The sequence below is a fragment of the Solwaraspora sp. WMMD1047 genome (assembly GCF_029626155.1).
GTDB lineage: Bacteria > Actinomycetota > Actinomycetes > Mycobacteriales > Micromonosporaceae > WMMD1047.
The window spans coordinates 1,150,934-1,172,676 of record NZ_JARUBL010000001.1 but is presented as its reverse complement, the minus strand read 5'-3'; the positions used below and the strand labels follow the sequence as shown (position 1 = coordinate 1,172,676).

17 protein-coding genes are annotated in these 21,743 nt (G+C 74.2%); 5 read left to right on the top strand and 12 right to left on the bottom strand.

Annotated features, from left to right (window positions below; translation table 11 throughout):
• Positions 1-9 precede the first annotated feature (9 nt).
• The 3 genes from O7627_RS05460 to O7627_RS05450 form a co-directional block, all read right to left on the bottom strand.
• Positions 10-2,682 (bottom strand): nitrate- and nitrite sensing domain-containing protein, encoded by a 2,673-nt coding sequence (locus O7627_RS05460; protein ID WP_278092399.1) that lies wholly within the window; start codon positions 2,680-2,682, stop codon positions 10-12.
• Between the two features lie 365 nt (positions 2,683-3,047).
• Positions 3,048-4,112: a DUF2855 family protein gene (locus tag O7627_RS05455; protein ID WP_278092398.1), complete on the bottom strand. Its 1,065-nt coding sequence runs from the start codon at positions 4,110-4,112 to the stop codon at positions 3,048-3,050.
• Between the two features lie 56 nt (positions 4,113-4,168).
• Positions 4,169-5,455 (bottom strand): APC family permease, encoded by a 1,287-nt coding sequence (locus O7627_RS05450; protein WP_278092397.1) that lies wholly within the window; start codon positions 5,453-5,455, stop codon positions 4,169-4,171.
• 27 nt (positions 5,456-5,482) lie between these two features.
• Here O7627_RS05450 and O7627_RS05445 point away from each other — a divergent pair, with 27 nt between their 5' ends.
• From O7627_RS05445 to O7627_RS05435, 3 genes are all read left to right on the top strand, one after another.
• The gene (locus tag O7627_RS05445; RefSeq protein WP_278092396.1) at positions 5,483-6,280 is read left to right on the top strand and encodes an ArsR family transcriptional regulator; all 798 of its coding nucleotides are present in this window, start codon (positions 5,483-5,485) and stop codon (positions 6,278-6,280) included.
• Complete coding sequence (locus O7627_RS05440) at positions 6,277-6,663, top strand: VOC family protein (protein ID WP_278092395.1); 387 nt, start codon at positions 6,277-6,279, stop codon at positions 6,661-6,663. Before O7627_RS05445 ends, O7627_RS05440 begins: the two co-directional genes overlap by 4 nt.
• A gap of 152 nt (positions 6,664-6,815) precedes the next feature.
• A complete protein-coding gene (locus tag O7627_RS05435; protein WP_278092394.1) occupies positions 6,816-7,154 on the top strand; it encodes a DUF6223 family protein in 339 nt (112 codons plus the stop codon).
• Positions 7,155-7,192: 38 nt separating this feature from the next.
• On the opposite strand, the gene O7627_RS05430 is transcribed toward O7627_RS05435, so the two are convergent.
• The 3 genes from O7627_RS05430 to O7627_RS05420 form a co-directional block, all read right to left on the bottom strand.
• Positions 7,193-7,855: a response regulator transcription factor gene (locus O7627_RS05430; protein WP_278092393.1), complete on the bottom strand. Its 663-nt coding sequence runs from the start codon at positions 7,853-7,855 to the stop codon at positions 7,193-7,195.
• Entirely contained in the window at positions 7,852-9,033 is a 1,182-nt protein-coding gene (locus O7627_RS05425; RefSeq protein ID WP_278092392.1) for a sensor histidine kinase, read from the bottom strand. Before O7627_RS05425 ends, O7627_RS05430 begins: the two co-directional genes overlap by 4 nt.
• 78 nt (positions 9,034-9,111) lie before the next feature.
• Entirely contained in the window at positions 9,112-10,377 is a 1,266-nt protein-coding gene (locus O7627_RS05420) for a cysteine desulfurase-like protein (RefSeq protein WP_278092391.1), read from the bottom strand.
• A gap of 149 nt (positions 10,378-10,526) precedes the next feature.
• On the opposite strand from O7627_RS05420, the gene O7627_RS05415 reads away from it, so the two are divergent.
• Positions 10,527-10,934, top strand: coding sequence for a GNAT family N-acetyltransferase (locus O7627_RS05415; protein WP_278098173.1), 408 nt, complete (start codon positions 10,527-10,529; stop codon positions 10,932-10,934).
• A gap of 59 nt (positions 10,935-10,993) precedes the next feature.
• On the opposite strand, the gene O7627_RS05410 is transcribed toward O7627_RS05415, so the two are convergent.
• From O7627_RS05410 to O7627_RS05395, 4 genes are all read right to left on the bottom strand, one after another.
• Positions 10,994-12,172 (bottom strand): MFS transporter, encoded by a 1,179-nt coding sequence (locus tag O7627_RS05410; RefSeq protein ID WP_278092390.1) that lies wholly within the window; start codon positions 12,170-12,172, stop codon positions 10,994-10,996.
• A gap of 73 nt (positions 12,173-12,245) precedes the next feature.
• Entirely contained in the window at positions 12,246-12,971 is a 726-nt protein-coding gene (locus tag O7627_RS05405) for a DJ-1/PfpI family protein (RefSeq protein WP_278092389.1), read from the bottom strand.
• 127 nt (positions 12,972-13,098) lie between these two features.
• Positions 13,099-14,070, bottom strand: a complete 972-nt coding sequence (locus O7627_RS05400) for a DJ-1/PfpI family protein (RefSeq protein WP_278092388.1) — start codon at positions 14,068-14,070, stop codon at positions 13,099-13,101.
• Positions 14,071-14,084: 14 nt separating this feature from the next.
• Entirely contained in the window at positions 14,085-16,523 is a 2,439-nt protein-coding gene (locus O7627_RS05395) for a helix-turn-helix domain-containing protein (protein ID WP_278092387.1), read from the bottom strand.
• Between the two features lie 257 nt (positions 16,524-16,780).
• Between O7627_RS05395 and O7627_RS05390 the strand changes: the two genes are divergently transcribed.
• Entirely contained in the window at positions 16,781-18,415 is a 1,635-nt protein-coding gene (locus tag O7627_RS05390) for a discoidin domain-containing protein (RefSeq protein ID WP_278092386.1), read from the top strand.
• A 23-nt stretch (positions 18,416-18,438) separates the two neighbouring features.
• Here the strand turns inward: O7627_RS05390 and O7627_RS05385 are convergent, their stop codons facing one another.
• Both O7627_RS05385 and O7627_RS05380 read right to left on the bottom strand, forming a co-directional pair.
• Positions 18,439-20,565, bottom strand: coding sequence for a heavy metal translocating P-type ATPase (locus O7627_RS05385; RefSeq protein WP_278092385.1), 2,127 nt, complete (start codon positions 20,563-20,565; stop codon positions 18,439-18,441).
• 82 nt (positions 20,566-20,647) lie between these two features.
• Entirely contained in the window at positions 20,648-21,646 is a 999-nt protein-coding gene (locus O7627_RS05380) for a sigma-70 family RNA polymerase sigma factor (protein WP_278092384.1), read from the bottom strand.
• Positions 21,647-21,743: the final 97 nt, after the last annotated feature.

Sequence of the window (21,743 nt, the reverse complement as noted above, 5' to 3'; positions counted from 1 at the left end):
GGGGAGGGGTCAGGGCTGGTTGGCGGCGGGGACGCGGTGGGAGGCGACGCCCTTGGCGTAGGCCGACATCGCCGCGGCCACCGTGGACGGGTCGAGTTTGCGAGGCGCCTCGGCGGCGGGTTGGGGCGCGTCCGGAACCAGGTGGTGCTGAGGCACCCGCCGCGGCAGCCCGACCTGCGTGGGCACCGCGACCGTGGGGGCGGTCGCCCACCGCTCACCCGCGTCGACCGGCCAGGTGACGGTCACCGAATCGCCGTCCTGGGCGGTCTTGAACCAGCCGTTCACCGAACGCCCACCCGACGGCTGCGCGACCGTCGACTGCTGCGCACCGTCGAACTGCTGCGCACCGTCGAACTGCTGCGCACCGTCGAACTGCTGCGCACCGTCGAACTGCTGCGCACCGTCGAACTGCTGCGCACCGTCGAACTGCTGCGCACCGTCGAACTGCTGCGCACCGTCCGACCGCTGCGTCCCGGTCGGTACCTCCGTGGTCGCCTGTCCCCCGTTGGACGCCTGGGTGCCGGCGCCGGGCAGCGCGGCCGCGTTCGGTCGCTGCGGCAGGGTCCCGGCGACCGGCTGGAACAACGGCGCGGGCGCGGCGGGCGCCGGCGTGAACGGGGAGACCGGCGACGCGGGAGCCGCCCGGCCGGCCGGGGAGCCCGACCCGGCCACCGCCGCCGGGGCGGGCAGCCCGCCCTGGCTGTACGGGGGAGGCGGGGACGCGGTGACCGACCGGCCCTGGACGACGGACGGTCGGACCGTACCCGTCACCGCCTCCACCGGCTCCGGACGCTGGAACGGCCGCCGCACCACGACCGACGCCGGCATCACGATCTCGGCCACCGTGCCGCGTTCCGGGCCGGGACGCAGCTCCACCCGTACGCCCTGTCGGGCGGCGAGCCGGGCGACCACGGTGAGGCCCATCGCCCGGACGCCGGAGACGTCGACCGAGCCGGGGCTGGCGAGTCGGACGTTGAGCTGCTGGCACCGTTGTTCGGAGAGGCCGACGCCCTGGTCCACCACCTGCACGATCGCCCGGTCGGAGAGCGCGTGCCCGGTGACCAGCACCTCGGTCTCCGGCGACGAGTACGCGGTCGCGTTGTCCAGCAGCTCGGCGAGCAGGTGCACGATCTCGTCGACCGCGGTGCCGGCGACGTGCAGCTCCTTGTCGACGGAGCCCGTCCGGACCCGGGTGTAGTGCTCGATCTGGGAGAGCGCGGCCTGGATCACGTGGTCCAGTGGGACCGTGTCCTGGCGTACCCGGGAGATCCCGGAGCCGCCCAGCACCAGCAGGCTCTGGTTGATCCGCGCCATCCGGGTCGCGAGGTGGTCCAGTTGGTAGAGCTGGTGCAGCCGCTCCGGGTCGGCCTCGTCGCGTTCCACCTGGTCGACCAGGACCAGCATGGCGTCCACCAGTCGCTGCTCGCGGCGGGACAGGTGCACGAAGATCTCCGCGACGTTGGCCCGCATCACGGCCTGTTCACCGGCGATCCGAACCGCCTCCCGGTGCAGCGCCCGGGTCGCGGTCGCCACCTCGGCGATCTCGTCGGTGCCGCTGATCCGGAACTCCGACACCGAACGGTCGGCCACCTCGTCGGGTCGCACGCTGCCGGGTGGGGCGGCGTCGAGCTCCCGGACCACGGCCGGCAGCCGGTCGTACGCCACCTTCGTCACGGTCCGGCGCAGGGATCGCAGCCGCCGGGTGATCCGGCGGGCCACCACGGCGGTGAGCACACCGGTCAGGATCAGGACCAGAAGCATCCCGGCGCCCTGCGAGACCGCCGTGTAGATCCGTTGTTCGCGCTCGTCGGTGACCGCGTCGGCGACCGACGCGTCCACCCCGCCCTGGATCTCGAACAGCTTGCTGATCCACCCGTCGGTGGCCTCGACCCACTGGTCCGGCTCGACGTCGTACCGGGCGCCCGGCAGCGTACGCCCCACCTCGTCCTGCAGGCGCTGCGCGGCGACCACCTCGGGATCGGTGCCGATCTGCTCCCAGCGCGCCACCCACTCCGGCTCGGCCAGCCCCAGGAAGGTGGTGCTGGCCTCATTGATGCGGGCCTGGGCGGCGGCGCTCTCCTGCTGTCCGGCCGGGGTCAGCGCGCCACCGGCGAGGCTGCGCAGCACGCTCACCTGGAGCTGGCCGATCGCCTCGCCCACCTCGGACACCGCCACCGCGGCGCGGACCTCGTCGGCGATCCGGGCCGGGGTGTCGGCGACCACGGACGCCCGGAAGGCGAGCAGGTCGGCGATGAGGATCCGGTAGCTGAAGGCGATCGCGGAGAGTGACGCACGCGGGCTGGAGCGCACCTGCTCGCGTACGGTGGTCAGCGCGCTCAGGCCGGCGTCGACCCGTTGCAGGCTGGGGCTGGCGTCCGTGACGTCCGCGCGGCCCTGTTGGAACTGGGCGACCGCGATGTCGGTACGCCCCACCTGCCCGTCAAAGGTCGAGCTGGCGACCTGTTCCTCGTTGGTGAGCTCGACCGCGGCGAGCACCCGTTCGGACTGCAGAGCGCGAGCCAGGTTGCCGGCCTGGGCCGAGAGCCTGACCAGGTCGTGCACGGTGCCGGCGTTGATCACCTCCTGCACCGATCCCTGCAGCGCCAGGCCCGCGAAGCCCATGACCGCGATCAGCGGTACGGCGACCAGCAACCGGATCAGTCGGACGATGCTGCCGCCCAACCGCCATCCCCGACGCGCGTCTGCGTGGATGCGCACCGCGCCTGCCCCTACGGCCCGTGTCACGAGCGACTTCGCCCCCTAGCTTTAGCGGCGCCAATTGTCGGAGCTGACGGACTGTGATGCGTACGATGATGGAGTGGGCGAGCACGCCCACTTCAGTGCGCATTCGTACCATGGCGCGTGAGGCCGATTCCAGATTCATCTTCACCCCCAGCCCGCAGATTGACGGATCGGATCTTTCCAGACGCACGACGGTTGAAGTCCGTACCACCGTTCGAGTGGGATGAACCGACGTTCAGTCGATCTCCGCCGGCGGTCTGATCTTGTAAGATCCGCCCCGCCCCCAGCGACCGGCCGTCAGCGAATCAGAGCTGGACGACGCGACCCTCCCGAGGCGGGACGCGGCCGGCCAGCACGTCTGCCCAGGCGGCGCGCAGGCCGTCGGGTCCGGTGTCGATGCGCACGTCGAGCCAGCCGGCCGCCCGGTCGGCGAAGCGCCGCCAGCCCGCGGCGAGCCGCCGGTCCAGTTCGTCGCGGCCCCAGTCCTGGCGGCGCTTGCCCAGCTGCGTCGGCGCGAAGAACGTCTCGTCCGCCCCGGCGTCCAGCCTCTGGTTGGTGAGTCCGACCGCGATGTCGCGGACCAGCCGGTCGCCGAGCTGGCGGCGCAGCGCGGCCCGGGTCGCGGACGCGCCGGCCAGGTCGAGGTAGAGCGTCGGCACCGGGTCGAGGGCGCCGAGGTCGTCGTACGGCAGGACCTCGTGGTAGCAGCCGAGCGACCGGGTGAAGTCGACGTTGCCCGGCGAGGTGAGCCCGATCAGCCGGGGACCCTGACCGTGCAGTTCGGCCGCGGCCGCGTACCCGGTCTTGCTGGAGGCCGACGAGACCACGACCGCCGCCGCCCCGTGGAATTTCCGGTCGATGAGCTGGTCGGCGAGCATGAAGGAGGTGAGAAAGAGCGGCCGGAGCAGGACCAGCAGGTCCTCCTGGTCCGCCCGGTAGGCGGGGTCGCCGGTGGTGGCCAGGTAGCTGTTGTACGGCGCCGGCAGCTCGGCGCGGTGCCCGCTCGCGTCGCGGAAACCGGTCGCGTCGACCCGTTCGGGCCGGACGACGAGGTGCCCGGCGGGTGGCAGGTAGCCGTAGAGCCGCTGTCCGGCCGGCACGCCGGCCACCGTGGAGGCGACCACCTCGGCGAACCCCCACAGCGGCGGCAGTCCCCACTGCGGTCCCAGCTCCCGGGGTCCGGGCGGGAAGAACTCCCAGTACCGCATGGCGTCGCCGAGCACCGCGTAGGTGATGTTGTTGGCGGTCAGCCCGACCCGGTCGACCCGCAGCAGCGCCTCGCCGCCGGCCGGCTCCGCGACGGGGTGCTCGACCAGGCTGGTGCGGGTCAGGTCGTTGCGGGCGACCGCGAAAGTCCACGAAGCAGGCATGCTGCGACGCTAGACAGCCGCTCGACCGATGACAAGTGCACTCCCAGTGCAAAAACCTAGGACCCGGGTACGGACCGACGCCGGCCCGGCCGGATCAGGCCGACCGCGCGGCCGGCGATGCCCACCGCGAACATGGCCACCCCCGCGAGCACCGACTGCCAGGGCAGGGTGGCGACCAGCAGCAGGCAGCCGGCGGCGCCCAGCGCGTTGAGCGGGCGTGGCCAGCGCCGGTCCGAAGCCGGCTGGGTGATCGCGGCGACGTTGGCGACGGCGTAGTAGACGAGCACCCCGAACGACGAGAAGCCGATCGCCTCCCGCAGGTCGACGGTGGCCACCAGCACGCCGACCACGACCGCGAGGGCGACCTCGGCCCGGTGCGGCACCCGGTGTTCGGGGTGCACGGCGGCCAGCCAGCCGGGCAGGTCGCGGTGGCGGGCCATCGCCAACCCGGTCCGGCCGATGCCGGCGATCAGCGCCAGCAGCGCGCCGAGCGCCGCCAGGGCGGCGCCGACCCGCACCACCGGCGCCAGCGCGCCGGCGCCGGCCACCTCGACCGCGGTGGTCAGCGGCGCCGCCGCGGCGGCCAGCCGGGCCGGGCCGGCGCCGAGCAGCGCCGCCACCCCCACCACCAGGTAGACGGCGACGGTGACGAACAGGGCGATCGGGATGGCGCGCGGAATGGTGCGGCGCGGGTCGCGTACCTCCTCGCCCATGGTGGCCACCCGCGCGTAGCCGGCGAAGGCGAAGAAGAGCAGACCCGCCGCCTGCAGGATGCCGTACGCGCCACCGGCGCCCAGGTCGGACCAGTCGCCCAGGTTCGCGGTGTCGGCGCCGCCGCCGACGGCGATGCCGGCCACCACCACGGCCAGGGCGGTCAGGCTCGACGCGACCAGCACCCGGGTCAGCCGCACGGTCCGGGTGACGCCTCGGTAGTTCAGCGCGGCCAGGCCCACCACGCCCAGCACGGCCACCGCCCGCTGCGCCCACCACGGGCCGGGCACCGCGTACGACGCGAAGGTCAACGCCATGGCCGCGCAGGAGGCGGTCTTGCCGACCACGAAGCCCCAGCCGGCCAGGAACCCCCACCAGTCGCCGAGCCGTGCCCGACCGTAGATGTAGGTGCCCCCCGAGGTGGGGTAGGCCGCCGCGAGTTGCGCCGACGCGGCGGCGTTGCAGTACGCGATCACGGCCGCAATCAGCAGGCCGACCAGCAGGCCGGTGCCCGCCGCGGCGGCGGCCGGCGCGAACGCGGCGAACACCCCGGCCCCGATCATGGAGCCCAGCCCGATGACCACCGCGTCGCCGGTGCCGAGCCGGCGCGCCAACCGATCCGGACGATCCATCAAGCTCATTTGATGTATTCTCGGGGCATGGCTCCGACCGGTCAAGCCGCCGCACCACCCTTCGTCCAGTTGGCCGCCCACCCGCTGCGCTGGGCCCTGCTGACCGAGCTGGCCCGCAGCGACCTGCGGGTCCGGGAGCTGGTGGCACTGGTCGGCCAGCCGCAGAATCTGGTCTCGTACCACCTGCGGCTGCTGCGCGACGGCGGCCTCGTCACCGCCACCCGCAGCAGCTTCGACGGCCGGGACAGCTACTACCACCTGGACCTGGACCGCTGCGCGACCGCGCTGACCGACGCCGGGACCGCCCTGCACCCGGCCCTGCACCCGACGCCGCGTCCGGCCAGCCCGGCGGCGCCGGTGCCGCCGAGCGGCCGGCCCCGGGCCGCCGTGCTCTTCGTCTGCACCGGCAACAGCGCCCGCTCGCCCATCGCGGCGGCCCTGTTGCGGCACCGGGCCGGCGGGCGCGTCGAGGTCGCCAGCGCCGGCACCCAACCCAGGCAACGGATCCACCCCAACGTCGTACGGGTGCTCCGCGAGCGCTACGGCATCGCCACCGTCGAATCCCGTCCCCGACAGCTGGAGAGCCTCGCGGACCGGCGCTTCGACCACCTGGTCACCCTCTGCGACAGGGCCCGCGAGGCGTGCCGCCACCTGGCTGGGCCGCCCAGCCGGACACATTGGAGCATCCCGGACCCGGTCCCGGCCGGCGCCACCGACCAGGCCAGCTACCCCGCCTTCCAGCGCACCGCCGCCGACATCGACACCCGGCTGCGCCACCTGATGCCGACTCTCGACACCGACGCTCACCAGGAGGTCAGACCATGACAACCCCCGACCGGTACGCCAGCGTGCGCTACCTCGTCGACGACGTGCAGACGGCGATCGACTTCTACACCGGACACCTCGGCTTCAGCCTGCACTCCAGCGCCGCGCCCGCCTTCGCCGACGTGGTGCGCGGGCCGCTGCGGCTGCTGCTGTCCGGACCGGCCAGTTCCGGCGCCCGGGCCACGCCACCGGAGACCGCCGGCGCCGGGCACAACCGCGTACACCTGGTGGTGGACGATCTGGACGCCGAGATCCGCCGGCTGACCGCGGCCGGACTGCCGTTGCGCAGCGAGGTGGTCGCCGGCCCGGGTGGCCGGCAGATCCTCCTCGCCGACCCCGCCGGCAACCTGGTCGAGCTCTTCGAGCCCGCCGGCCGCGGGTGACGACCCCGGGAAACACAACCCCGGTGGTACGCCGAAGCGGTCGGACGCGACCCGGGTGGTAGGCCGACCGGCAACTGCGGCATGACGACCGGTGACCCCGTCGGTACCTACGCTGCCGCAGGTAGCCGTCCGGTCGACGAGGGGAACTCCCGATGCACACCCAGCACCTGCTCGCCGCAGCCAGTGTCACCACCATGAGCGCCGGGCGACTCGGCGCCAGCATCGCCGCCGTACTGGGACTGGCCGGCCTGGTGGTCGGCGGGCTGGCGCTGGCCCGCCCGGCCGGTCGCTTCGGCGGGCGCCGGGGAGCCACCCTGGCCGTGACCGCCGGGCTGCTCGGCCTGGTCGTCGCCGGCCTGGTCGTGGCCACCTCCGACAGCGGAATCGGCACCGGCAACGGCCGGGGCGGGGCCTACCTGGCCCTGGTTGCCGGGCTGCTCGCCGTCGCACTGGGCGGGCTGGGCCTGACCCGCCACCGCCGCGCCGGCTGAGTCCGCCGGTCCGGCTCGGGGCGCGGCCGGGTCGGGCGTCAGGAGCGGGTGAGCCAGCCGGGCAGGGCCAGGCCGGCCTCGTACGCGAGGATCACCAGCTGGGCGCGGTCCCGGACCCGGGTCTTGGTCATGATCCGGCTGACGTGCGTCTTCGCGGTGGCCGGGCTCAGCACCAGCCGCGCCGCGATCTCGTTGTTGGACAGGCCGGCGGCGACCAGCGCCAGCACCTCGCGTTCCCGCTCGGTGAGCGCCCGCAGCCGGGGCTCGGGGTCCGGCTGCGGGACCCGCGCGGTGAACTCGGAGATCAACCGGCGGGTGATCGACGGTGCGATCAGCGCGTCGCCGCGCGCCACCACCCGCACCCCGTGGATCAGCTCCGCCGGCTCGGTGTCCTTGACCAGGAACCCGCTCGCGCCGGCCCGCAGGGCGCCGTAGACGTAGTCGTCCAGGTCGAACGTGGTCAGTATGATCACCCGGACCTCGGCACCGGTGGCGATCTGCCGGGTGGCCGCCAGGCCGTCCAGACCGGGCATCCGGATGTCCATCAGCACCACGTCCGGCCGTAGCTGCCGGGCCAGGCGCACCGCCTCGGCGCCCTCGGCTGCCTCACCGACCACCTCGATGCCGTCCTCACCCTCCAGGATGGACCGGAACCCGGCGCGTACCAGGGTCTGGTCGTCGGCGAGCAGCACCCGGATCACGCCGACGCTCCCGCCGGGATCGGACCGGGCCGCAGCGGCAGCCGAGCCCGAACCCGGAAACCGCCGGCCGGCCCCGGCCCGGTCGTCAACGACCCGCCCAGCGCCCTGGCCCGCTCGTCCATGCCGAGAATCCCACTGCCGGGCGAGTCCGGTTCACCGGCGCGGTCCAACCCGCCGGTGACGGCCGGTTCGCCCGGACCGTCGTCGTCGATCTCGACCAGCACGTCGTCGCCGTCCGGACGGACCCGGACGACCGCGGTGGTCGCCCCGGCGTGCCGGGCCACGTTCGTCAGCGCCTCCTGCACGATCCGGTACGCCGCCAGGTCGACCTCGGGCGGCAGCGGGCGGGTCTCGGTCAGCTCGGTGCGGATCGCCAGCCCGGACCGTCCGGCCGTCGTCACCAGCTCGTCGAGGTGCGCCAGGCCGGGCGGCGTGGCGGTCGGCGCCGCGTCCCCCTGCCGCAGCGCGTTCAGCGTGGTACGCAGCTCGTGCAGCAGCTCCTTGCTGGTCTGTTTGATCGCGGTCAGCGCCTGCTCGGAGCGGTCGGGGTCCGGACGGTGCAACGCGGCGCTGGCCTGCACGTTGATAAGTGACAGATGGTGGCCGAGCGCGTCGTGCAGCTCGCGGGCGAGGCGCAGCCGCTCCTCGGTGGCGCGGCGCCGCGCCTCCTCCGCCGTCCGCTGCTCCGCGGCGAGCGACCGGGCCCGCGCCTCGGCGAGGTACGCACGCCGGTTGCGGGTCACCCCGACGATGACCGCGACCAGCCAGCCGGCGTGCAGCAGCGTCGCCCCGTTGCCGGCGATCCCGGTCCGCTGGTAGCTGTCGGCGACCGCGAAGGCGACCACCGAGGCGAGACCGAGCCCGATCGCGACGGCGAGGTACCCCTCGTCGACGACGGTGTAGAGGGCCACCACGAAGACCAGCATGATCGGGCCCGGCCGGTGCAGCAGCGCGCCGTAGGCACCGACGGCGGCCAACGCCAGCAGGCCCACCGCCACCGGATGACGGCGGCGCCAGCAGAGCGCTCCGGCCGAGACCAGCACGGCCAGCAGCGCCGCCCACTCGGCGGTGCGGTCGATGCCGGCGGACTGGACCACCAGGCCGACGAGGGCGACCAGGCCGACCACCGGCACCAGCGCCGCGTCCGCCACCCGGCCGCGCCATCGCCACGTACCCATGCTTCGAAGCGTAATCTCCGGCCCGACGCCCCCGCGTCCCGCGAGCGGGCGGCCGGCACCCCGGGATCGGCCGGCGATCTACCCCGCGTCCCCAGGGGCCGGTCGGCCGCGGTGCTCCGGGGCGCGGTCAGCCGGGGATCGATCGGCCAGCTCGGCCACGCCGGCCAGCAGGCGGTCGACGTCGGCACGGTCGTTGTAGTGGACCAGGCCGGCCCGGACCGCGCTGCCCGCCGACCGGATGCCGAGCGCGGCGGTGACCTCCCAGGCGTAGTTGTGCCCGTCCCAGACGTTGACCCGCCGCCCGGCGAGATGCCCGGAGACCTCCCGCGGGCTCCGCCCCGCCACCGTGAAGTACGCCGTCGCGGTGCGCCGGGCCGGCTTGCCGTAGAGGGTCACCCACGGCATCGCCGCCAGCCCGTCCAGCAGCACCGCGAACAGCTCCAGCTCGTACGCCTCGGCGGCGGCCAGCGAGGTGAGCAGCCGCTGGCGCCGGGTGCCGGTGGCGGTCGGGTCCAGCCCGGCCAGGTGGTCGACGGCCGCCACCACCCCGGCGAAGTCGGCGAACGGCGAGGTGCCGGTCTCGAACCGCCCCGGCACCTCGTCGCTGGCCGAGGCGAGCTTGTCCGGCAGCAGCCCGGCCAGCCGGTCCGGGTCGGCGACCACCGCGCCGACGTGCGGCCCGGACCACTTGTACGCGCTGGTGGCGTAGAAGTCCGCGCCGAGCGCCGCCGCGTCGGTGGGGCCGTGCGCGCTGGCGTGCACCCCGTCGACGTAGCTGACCGCCCCGGCCGCCCGGGCCCGGGCGGTGATCGCCGGCACGTCCGGCCGGGTGCCGAGCACGTTGCTGGCCGCCGTCACCGCCACCAGCCGGGTCCGCGGGCCGATCAGGGTGTCGTACTGCGCCACGCCCAGCTCACCGGTTGCCAGATCGACCTCGGCCCAGCGCACGCCTGCGCCGGTCCGCTCGGCGACCTGCACCCACGGCCGCACGTTCGCGTCGTGGTCGAGCCGGGAGAGCACCACCTCGTCGCCGGCCCGCCACCCCCGCGACAGCGCGTACGCCAGCCGGTAGGTCAGGGTGGTCATGTTCGGCCCGAGGATCACCCCGTCGGGATGCCCACCCGCCAGGTCGGCGACCGCGGCCCGGCACTCGGCGACGATCCCGTCGGAGCGGTGGCTGGCCGGGAAGGTCCCGCCCACGTTGCCGATCCCCCGCCGGTACGCGCCGGCGATCGCCTCGATCACCGTCTCCGGGACCTGGGTGCCGGCGGCACCGTCGAGGTAGGCGTATCCGTCGGCGAGGGCGGGGTAGGCGGCGCGGACCGCGCTCACGTCGTATGGCATGCCGACCAGTCTGGCGCAGCCCGGCGTACCTGGATAATGCGTTGCGGGCGTTCGGCGGATCGGGGAGGCTGCGCCAGGTGACGACGCAGCCGCCGGTCGAGCGCCCGGTCCGGGCGGCCACGGTGGCCGACGCCGACCTGGTGGCCGAGATGCTGGACGCCTTCAACCGTGAGTTCGACACCCCGACGCCGGGTCCGCGGGTGCTCGCGAGCCGGTTGCGGCAGTTGCTGACCGGCGAACACTTCGTGGTGCTGCTCGGCGGCGAACCGGCGGTCGGGGTCGCGGTGCTCTCGTTCCGACCGAGCCTGTGGTACGCCGGCCCGGTCGCCACCCTCGACGAGCTCTACGTCCGCCCCGACCTGCGCGGCCGGCGGTACGGACACGCCCTGCTGGAGGCCGCCTGCGAGCTGGCGCGCCGCCGCGGCGCCGGCTCGTTGGAGATCAACGTCGACGGCGAGGACACCGACGCCCGCCGCTTCTACGAGGCGCACGGCTTCACCAACTTCGAGCCGGACGCCCCGGAGCCGATGTACTACTACTACCGCGACCTGGACTGAGAACTACCGCGACCTGGACTGACAACTACCGCGGCCCGAACTGTCGGTGAGCAGGCCGGTCAGCCGCCGACGTCGTGGTCCCCGGTGGCCGGGGGCCGGTCCGGTGGGAGCCGGGTCAGCACCCCGGTGGAGAGGGCCAGCAGCGCCGCCACCGCCCAGAACACCCCGGCGGCGCCGGTGGAGAAGACCCCGACCGCGACGGGCAACGCGGTCTGCGCCAACCGGTTGGCGGTCAGCCGCAGCCCCATCGCCGCACCCTGGGTGCCGGGTCGGGCCGCGTCGGCCACCCACGACATGGTCAACGGCTGCGACGCCCCGAGTCCGAGCCCGAACAGCACCATGCTGATCAGGGCTCCCCACAGACCCACCACCGGCAGCAGGACCAGCCCGGCGCCGGCGCAGCCGAGGGCGAGCATCATCGCGATCCGGCGGCCGGTACGGCGTACCACCCGGTCGACGAAGAGCCGGACCAGCAGGGTGACCGTGCCCCGCGCCGCGAGCAGCCACCCCACCGCCACCACCGAGACGCCCCGCTCGTCCGCCCAGGCGGGGAGGAACGTGTAGAGCAGGTCCAGGGCCGCGAGCGCGACCCCACCGGCGACCAGGGTGGCGGTCATGCCCTGGATGCCGAACATGCCGGTGGCCACCTGCCGGTTGGACCGCGGCGGCCGGATCCGGCCGTCGGGGCGGGGTACCGTCCGCAGCAGCGGCGGTAGGCAGGCGATCGACGAGACGCAGAGCAGGGTTCCGATCGCCAGGCCGACCGAGGCCGGCGACCAGCCGCCGGCGGCGCTGGCACCGACGCCGGCCAGCACCGGGCCGACGATCTGGCCGACGGCACCGGCCGAGGTGAGCAGGCCGAAGCCGCGGTCCAGGTCCCCGGTCCGGCCGACCGCGACCGCGGACTGCTGGCCGACGATGCAGACCAGGTGCCCGAGCCCCAACAGCGCGCTCGCCGCCAGCAGGACCGGCAGGTTGCCGGCGAGGGCGGCGAGCACCCCCGCGACCGCGAAGATGACGGTGCCGGCGACGATCAGCCGGGCCGGACCGAACCGGTCCGCGCGCCGGCCGACGGTGTAGGCGAGCAGCAACGGCAGCACCGAGAAGCTCGCCGCGAGCAGCCCGATGGCGGTGTTGTCGGCCTGCAGCTCGATGGCCCGGTAACTGGCCATCGGACGCACCGCCGAGTAGCCCGCCAGCACCAGCCCGGACTGCACGAGCAACGCCCACCCACCCACCGAACCGATCTTGGCATAGTCGTCGTTTCCCCAGGTCGGCGCCCTCTTCCGCGTCGCACCCGACGCCGAGGACTCAGCGCCCCGTAGCGGCCCGTCCACGGAAAGCGGCGATGGTGCGGCGCCAGGCGATCGTCGCGATGGCGCGCGCCTCGGTCCGGTTGACGGCGATCTTCCGGCCGAGTCGGGTGGCCCGGTCCAGCACCGCCTTGCTCGCCTGTTCCGGGTGGCCGGCGGCGAACGGCGGCCTGGGGTCGTACTCGATGTAGAGCTGGATGGTCTCGGCGTGCTCCCGGCCGGCGATCTCCCCAGCCAGCCACAGGCCCAGGTCGATGCCGGCCGAGACCCCGGCCGCCGTGACGATCTTGCCGGACCGCACGATCCGCTTGCCCGGCTGCGGTCTGGCGCCCACGGCGGCCAACCCCCGTTGTACGTTCCAGTGGGTCGTCGCGGGCTGCCCGTCGAGAATGCCGGCGGCGCCGAGGATCAGCGCCCCGGAGCAGACCGACGTGGTCCACGCTGTCGTCTCGTGCACCTGCCGGAGCCAGCCGGTGAGCTGCCGGTCGGCCATCGCCGTGGCGGTCCGGGGGCCGGAGCCGGGCACCAGCACGATGTCCGGCCGCGGCGTCTCGGCGTAGTCGTGCGTGACGCCGAGGAAGAGCACGCCGCTGTCGGCGACCACCGGTCCGGGCTCCGCACCGACGAACCGGACCTCGGCCTCGGGCAGGAACCGCAGCACCTCGTACGGCCCGATGGCGTCCAGCGCGGTGAGGCCGGGGTATAGCACGATCGCGATCTGCATGGCCGTCCTCCTGACCCGGATCGTTGTCGCCGTTGCACCACCGATCGTGCCGGCGGCGGCGCGTTCCGCCAGCGCCGGCGGTGGCGGCGCGTCCGGATCCGTGGTGACCGGTGCCGGAATCCTGCGGTCAGCCGGCCGGTACCGGTGTCCGGTCGAGTCGGTACCGCGACGGGGGCATGGCGTACCGGCCGAGGAAGGCCTGCCGCAGCGATTCGGTCGAGCCGAAGCCGCAGCGCCGCGCCACGGCGGCCAGCGGCAGTCCGGTCGAGACCAGCAGGTGCGCCGCCGCCTCGGTCCGGGCCCGCCGCACGTACTGGGCGGGGGTCTCGCCCACACAGGTCAGGAACAACCGCGCCAGGTGCCGCTCGCTGACCCCGGCCGCCCGGGCCAGTGCCCCGGTGCTCAGGTCGTCGCCGAGATGGCCGGCGATGTGCGTCGTGGTGCGGCGCACCAGCCGGTCGTCGGAGGTCCGGCTGGTCAGGAACATGCTGCGCTGGGTCTGGCCGCCGGGCCGTTGCAGGTACGCCACCGCGCCGAGCGCGACGCCGCGGGCCAGCGCGGGCCCGTGGTCCTCCTCGATGAAGGCCAGGGTCAGGTCCAACGCGCTTGTCACCCCGCCGGAGGTGGCGACGTTGCCGTCCCGGACGTAGATCGGGTCCCGTTCGACCCGGACGTCCGGGTAGCCGCGGGCCAGCCGGTCCGCGTACATCCAGTGGGTGGTGGCGCGGCGGTTGGCCAGCAGGCCGGCCGCCGCGAGCACCGTCGAGCCGGTGCAGACCGAGGCCACCCGCCGGGCCAGTGCGGCGAGCCGGCGCACGTGGCCGACCAGAACCGGATTGGCCGCCGCCCGCTCGTGGCCGAGGCCGCCGGTGACGAGCACGGTGTCCGGCGGTTCGGTGAACCGTTCCAGGCTCGCCGCGGCGTCCAGCCGCAGGCCGGAGTCGCAGGTGATGGGCTGCCGCCCGGGGGTGGCCAGGACCGTCCGATAGGCCGGGCTCGCGCCGGCCCGGTTGGCGATGTCGAGGCTGGAGGTGACACAGGCGATGTCGAGCAGTTCCGCGCCGTCGTAGCCGATCACCAGAAACAACCGTTCAGCCATCCGATCAGCGTAGCCTACCCCAGGGGGGTATAGGCGACCTGATTCGCGGCGCCGGTGCGACGCGACCACGAAGAATCCGGCCCGGCCGACCGGCAGCGCTCCCGGAGCCCGGCCGCCGCCGGGTGCCGCAGGTCGTCGAATATCTCCAGCGCCTGCCGCCACGCGACCCGCGCCTGCTCGCCGGCCCCGGCCAGCTCGTGGCAGTCGCCGAGATGGACCAGGGTGTCGGCCTCGTTGTAGCGGTCGCCGGCGGCCCGGTACAGCTCGACCGCCCGCCGGTACGACGCCGCCCCCTCGGCGTACCGGCCGAGCTTGTGGTAGGCGAAGCCCAGACTGTCCAGGGTGGATGGTGACTCGTACGCCGGCCCCAGCTCGGCGAGGAGTTCGACCGCGCGGCGGCAACCCGCCAACGCGCGGTCGTACCTGCCGAGCAGGGCGTCGTACCAGCCCACGACGCCCAACGCCAGCGCGTACCCGACCCGGTTCGCCGCGCCGCGGTAGAGCTCCAGCCCGCTGCGGGCGTGCTCCAGTGCGGTCTCGTACCGGCCGGCCAGCTCCAGGTTCAGGGCCAGGTTGAGATGGCAGCGCGCCTCGGCGGCCGGATCATCGATCCGCCGGCACAGCTCGATCGCCGCCGTGAGATGCGCCCGGGCCTCGTCGTTGCGGCCCAGCCGGTTGCCGGCCCGGGCCAGCAGGCGGCGGGCGTGCACCTGGCCGAGGTCGTCGTCGGCCCGGACGGCGGCGGCCAGGGCGATCTCCTGCACCGCCGCCAGATCGTGCCAGTGGCCGCGCCAGTCGAGGTAGCTGGTGAGCGCCCAGGCCAGGCGCCAGGCGTGCCCGGCGAAGCCGTGCGCGGCCGCCTGCTCCACCACACCGAGCAGGACCCGATGCTCACTCTCCAACCAGCGCCGGGCCTGCTCGCGGTCCCGCAGCGGCTCGGGGGTGACCCCCGGGGCAGCCGGCTCCAGGCTGATCCGGTCGCAGGCCGGGTCCAGCAGCACGGCCGCCGCGAACGCCGTACGCAGATAGTGGTCGAGCCCGCGCCGCACCACCGCCCGGCGCCGCGCCTCGCGGTCGACCTGACCGGACTGTTCGGCGGCGAAGGCCCGCAGCAGGTCGTGCATGGCGTACCGGCCCGGGGTGCGCTCGACGAGAAGGTGCGCGCGGTTGAGCTCGGCCAGCGCCGGCCGGACCGCCGCCGGCGACACCCCCACGATGCTCGCCGCCGCCTCAGCCGTCTGATCCGGACCGGGATGACCACCGATCCACCGGAACAGCTTCGCCACCGACGGGCGCAACCGGCGGTACGAGCCGGCGAACGCCGCCCGCGGGTCGGCCGCACCGTCCTGCCCGGCGAAGGCGGCGAGGCTGTGCTGCGCGTCGCGCAGCTCCTCGGCGAGGGTCGCCAGTGGGAAGGCCGGGCGGGTGCTGGCCCGGGCGGCCACCACGGCCAGCGCCAACGGCAGCCGGGCGCACCGGTGGATCAGCTCGTCCACGGTCTCGGGCTCGGCCGACACCCGCTCGTCGCCCAGCCGCGCGGCCAGTAGGTCGCGGGCGTCCGCGACCGGCAGCACATCGAGCCCGACCAGCCGCGCGCCGTGCGTCGCGACCAGTCCGGTGAGCTGGTCGCGGCTGGTGATCAGCGTCAGGCAGCCCGGCGAGCCGGGCAGCAGCGGCCGGACCTGGTCGGCGTCGCGCGCATCGTCGAGAACGATGAGCATCCGCCGGTCGGCGACGAGGCTGCGGTAGAGCCCGACCTGCGCGGCGGTGCTCGGCGGCACGGCCCGGGTGGCGACCCCCAGCGCTTCGAGCAGATCCCGCACCACCTCCGCCGGGCTGACCGGCGCCCGCGCCGGGTCGAAGCCACGCAGGCTCACATGGAGCTGGCCGTCGGGAAAGTGTCCGGACACCCGGTGTGCCCAGTACACGGCGAGGGAGGTCTTGCCCACCCCCGCGCTGCCGGCGAGCACCGCGACGGTGCCGACCCCCGCCGCCGCGCGCCGCGGCCCAGCCCCGGCCCGGCCGGTCCGCCCGGACCGGCCACGGACCAGGCCGTCCAGCTCGGCCAACTCCCGGGTACGGCCGACGAACGGGAAGCCCGCCACCGGCAGTTGGCGCGGCACCGGCGCGTTCAGAACCCTGATCTGCCGTCGGCGGCTCTCCTGGGCCCGGTCCCGGGCGGTGGCCAGCGCCCCCCGCTCGGCCGGCTGGGCGCCGAGCACGGTGACCAGCACGTCGAAGCGGTCGGTCGGCGGCAGCACCCGGCCGCTGAAGTAGCCGGCGATGGCCCCGATCGACCAGCCGGTCCGGGCGGCCAGCTCGCGGTAGGTGAGCTCCGATCCACCACGCTGGCGGGCCTGCCGGCGGCGGAGCTGGCGGAGCAGGTGGTCGATCTGCTCCGGCCGGCCGCCGTCGTACGCCAGGCTCTCGACCGGGGACGGTTCGTGCGTCATGTCTCAGACCTCCGCAGATAGGTCCCACGCCGCGCCGTGCCCGCCACCGCGGGCGTCGCCGCCATGACCCTACGCATCGGTGGCGCTACCTCGGGACACCGTCTCGCCTGCTGGTCCATCCGTGTTCAGCGATGTTCAACCGCGTTCAGGATTCAAGGCGGCCGATCCGGCACCGGGCCATCATCTGGGTCGACAGGCCGGCCGGACGCAGGTGCCGCGACCGGCCCTTGAGGTCCCGACGAAGGGAGACCGTGCAGATGGCCGTCCACAGTTCCGCCCGGGGAAGCTGGTCCGCAGCGCGGGCACTGGTTCCCCTCCTCGGCGTGGCGCTCGCCGCCACGACCGTCGCCGGTCCGGCGCACGCCGACAGCGAACGCTTCGCGGCCCCGGCCGCGGCGGTGCCGTCGATCGAGGTGCAGATCAACGGCCGGCTGCAGAACCTGTTGGCCCCGGCGCTCGCCGCCGCCGGGGACACCCAGGTACGGACGCTGGTGCGGTCCGTCGCCGCCCGGCAGTTCGACGGCGACACCAACGCCCTGTGGTCCACTGTGATCCGGGAGGCCGAGGAGAGCCGGATCGTGGTGCCGACCGACCCCGGCTGGGTGGCGCTGAAGAACGCCGTCGCGCTGTTTCAGAACATCGGCGGGTACGCGTACGACCCGCAGGTCTACATCCCGAACCAGGACGAGGGGATCGTGCCGGCCGCGACCGTGACGATGGTGGTGGCGCCCGCCGACGAGAACGCGGCCTCGGCGACCGGCTACCGGCTCGGCTCGTCGGGCGAGCTGGTGGCCCTGCCCACCCCCATCGACGAGACGTACGTCGAGACCAACGAGGTCTGGGTGCTGTCGGTCAACGAACGGATCAACACCGGTCCGGAGCCGCGCCCGGTCGCGGCCACCGCGGCCACCGCGGCCGACGCCGCCCCGGGGTCTGACATCGCCCGGATCGAGCCGGGTGGCGCCGAGGTCGCCGCCGCGGGACCGATGGCCGCCTGCAACCCGACCGGGCTGCGCAACAACCGGGGCGAGGAGTACCTGCAGCGCTGGCGGGTGCCCGACCGGAGCTCGTTCGGCGGGCTCTTCGAGGGCAAGCGGGAGATGCGGCTGCTGGTGGTCACCAGCACCGGAGTGCAGATCAAGAACTACCGGTTCCCGAAGGTGAAGCGTAAGCACATCAGCTCGTGGCAGAACTCCGACATCTTCATCACCACCTGGGACCGGGCGGTCTGGGGCGAGGTGATGGGCTACCAGTGGTTCGAACTGGACGGTGGCAAGACGGTGAGCAGCACGATCAGCATCCCCGTCCAGGGTGGCGGCACGATCAGCACCACGGTCACCTCGCAGGAGCGCGACGACGACGGCGGCAGCACGGCGGTGCTCTTCTCCGAGTCGACCTACCGCGAGTACGACACCGGGCGGGTCCGGTTCAACGTCTGCAGCCAGGGCGGTGACGGCGGCACCGGCATCGACAACTTCGCCTGCGGCGCGATCGCGTCAGCGTCGAGCACCTATCCGGGCTACTCGCCCGCCCGGGCGACCGACTGCAACCCCGACACCCGGCTCGGCGGCGCGTACAGCTGGTCGAACGCCGCCGGCACCTGGCCGCCGGGTAACCCGCAGTGGGTCCAGGCCGACCTGGGCGTCGACCGGACGATCCGGCGGGTGGTCGTCTACACCAGCGCGGGCTATCCCATCCGGGACTTCGACGTGCAGGTGTGGAACGGCGTCACCTACCTGACGGTGGCCACGGTGACCGGCAACACCCAGCTCGCGGTGACCGTCAACTTCCCGGCCCGGACCACCCGGATCGTCCGGATCCTCGGCCGCAGCGGCCCGAGTCACCAGCAGACCCACGTGCGGGTCAACGAGCTGGAGGCGTACGCGGTGTAGCTCCCGCCGATCCCGGCTGGCCCCTACTGTTCCTGGGGGGTCAGCCGGGTCCGGCGCAGCAGTTGGGCGTTGAGCGCGACCACGATCGTGGACGCCGACATCAGGATGGCCCCGACCGCCGGACTCAGCGTCACGCCGGCCCAGGCCAGCACCCCGGCCGCGAGCGGAATCGCGACCACGTTGTAACCGGCGGCCCAGCCCAGGTTCTGCAACATCTTGCGGTACGACGCCTTCGACAGCCGGATCACCCCGGTCACGCCGCGCGGGTCGGACGAGGCGAGGACCACGCCGGCGGACTCGATCGCGACGTCGGTGCCGGCGCCGATCGCGATCCCGACGTCGGCGCGGGCCAGCGCGGGGGCGTCGTTGACGCCGTCGCCGACCATCGCCACCGTCAGGCCCCGGTTCCGCAGCTCCGCCACCGCGTTGTCCTTGTCGGCCGGCAGCACCTCGGCGAAGACCTCGTCCTCGCCGGCCCGGAAGCCGAGGTCGGCGGCGACCGCCTCGGCGACCGGCCGGGCGTCGCCGGTGATCATCACGATCTTGGTCACCCCCTGCTCGCGCAGTTGGGAGATCGCCTGCCGCGCCTCGGGGCGGATCTCGTCGGCCAGCCCGAAGCTGCCCAGCACCTCGGCCCGGTCGTCGGCCAGCCTCAGCAGGTGCAGCACGGCGGCACCGCGCGCGGACCAGTCCCGGGTCACGGACTCGATCTCGGCGGGCAGCTCGGCGTCGAGCTCCCGGAGCAGGGCGGGGCCACCCACGGCGTACCGGTTGCCGCCGACGGTGGCCTGCACGCCCCGGCCGGTCAGCGACCGGAAGTCGGTGGCCGCCGGAGCCGGATGGGCCGCCGCCGCATCGCGGCCGGCGGCGGTGACGATGGCCTTCGCCAAGGGGTGTTCGCTGTCGGCCTCGACGGCGCCGGCCAGCCGCAGCACCTCCGCCTCGTCGTGTCCGGGTGCGGCCGCGACGCCGGTGACGGTGTGCGCGCCCTTGGTCAGGGTGCCGGTCTTGTCGAAGAGCACCGCCTGCACGGTGCGCATCCGCTCCAGCGCCAGCCGGTCCTTGACCAGGATGCCGGCCCGGGCGGCGACCGCCGTGGAGAGCGCGATGACAAGCGGAATCGCCAGGCCCAGCGCGTGCGGGCAGGCGATCACCAGGACCGTCACGGTGCGGATCACCGCATCGTCGACGGAGCCGAAGGCCGACCAGGCGGCGAAGGTGAGCGCGGCGGCGGCCAGCGCGACGTAGAACAGCAGTGCGGCGAACCGGTCGGCCAGCACCTGCGCCCGGCCGCTGGACGCCTGGGCCTCGGCGACCAGCCGCTGGATGCCGGCCAGCGCGGTGTCCTCGCCGAGCGCGTCGACCCGGACCCGGATCGCGGAGTCGGTGGCGACGGTGCCGGCCACCACCCGGTCACCGGTGCTCCGGCGGACCGGGCGGGACTCGCCGGTGATCATTGACTCGTCGAGTTCGGCCTCGCCGTCGGCGATCCGCCCGTCGGCCGGGACGCGGCCGCCGGACCGGACCAGCACCAGGTCACCCACCCGCAGGTCGCCGACGGTGACCTGGGCCACCGATCCGTCGTCGGCGACCCGTTCCGCGTCGTCGGGCAGCAGCGCCGCCAGCGCGGCCAGCGCCCCCTGGGCCTGGCCGATGGCCTTCATCTCCTGCCAGTGGCCGAGCAGCATGATGGTCACCAGGGCGGCCAGCTCCCACCAGAAGTCCAGGTCGAACGCGCCGACGGTGGTGGCCAGCGAGGCCAGGTAGGCGACCGTGATCGCCATCGAGATCAGCAGCATCATGCCGGGCGCCCGGTCGCGGACCTCCCGCCAGCCGCCGACCAGGAACGGCCAGCCGCCGTAGCCGAACACCACCGAGCCCAGCACCGGGCCGATCCAGGACATCCCGGGGAAGTCGAGCGAGTAGCCGAACCAGTCCATCACCATGGAACTGGTGACCACGATCGGCACCGTGAGCGCCAGGCTCAGCCAGAACTTGCGCCGGAACATCTCCGGGTCGTGCCCGGCGTGTTTGTCGTGCCCGCCGTGCCCGCCGTGCTCGGCATGGCTGTCGTGCCCGGCGTGACTGTCGTCGCCGCCGGCCGGCGGGTGCCCGCCGTGCGGTACGTGATCGGTCGTCTCGGGTCGCATGCCGCATCGCCTCCCGCCCCGACTATACCCCTGGGGGGTATTAACGCAAGCCCGTTCGTCGACCGGGGCGAGGTGATCCGCCTCAGGCCGGCGAGGCGGCGAGTGGTGGTCCGGCCACCTCGGCCGGCGGGCCGAAGAGGGTGAGCAGCCGGTCGGCGTCCAGGAAGGTGGTCGATCCGGTGACCAGTCCACCGGCCACGTGCAGCAGCACCAACGCGAACGGCCGGTAACCCCCACCCGACGCCGGCCGCAGCTGCCAGTACGCCGGAGTCCCGTTGGCCGCGACCGGCACCAGGCGGGCGCCCGCGCAGGACGCCGCCGGATCCAGCAGCGCCACCCGGAGCTGGTCACGGCCGCGCAGCCACCACCGGAACGGTGGCATCGTCATGGTGGCGTCGGAGTGCAGCAGCGCCACCAGCGCCTCGACGTCGTGGCGCTCGAACGCGGCACAGTAGCGGGTGAGCAGGTCACGCTGGACCGGATCGAACGGCCGCAGCGGTTCGCCCGGATCCCGACCGACCTCGCCGATCCGCGCCCGGGCCCGCTGCAGCGCGCTGTTCACCGACGCCACACTCGTGGCCAGCAGCCCGGCCACCTCGTCGGCCCGCCAGCAGAGCACGTCGCGCAGGATCAGCACCGCCCGCTGCCGGGGCGGCAGGTGCTGTAGGGCGGCCACGAACGCCAACCGGATCGATTCGCGCCGCACCGCCAACTCCTGTGGGTCGGCGTCCAGTCGCAGCACGGCGCCGTCCGGCACCGGCTGCACCCACTCCCGCTCGGCCGTCGGCGCGCCCAATTCCTGACCGGGGGTGGCCGGCCGGCTCAGATCCATCGCCAGCGCCCGCCGCTGCGGACTGCGCAGCATGTCCAGGCAGACGTTGGTGGCGATCCGGTAGAGCCAGGTCCGCAGCGACGCCCGCCCCTCGTCGAACCGGTCGGCCGCCCGCCAGGCCCGCAGCAGCGTCTCCTGCACGGCGTCCTCGGCCTCGAACCCGGAGCCGAGCATCCGGTAGCAGTATCCGGTCAGGTCGGCGCGCAGCGGTTCCAGGCGGGCATCGGCCCAGGTCGGCGTCTCTGGCACCCCCCGACCCTACAAACGCGATGAGTTCGGCCCGGCCGGTCCGTAGGTACCGGTGGAGGGCGGGCCACCCCGCGCGCCCCGAACGAGAGGACCGAAG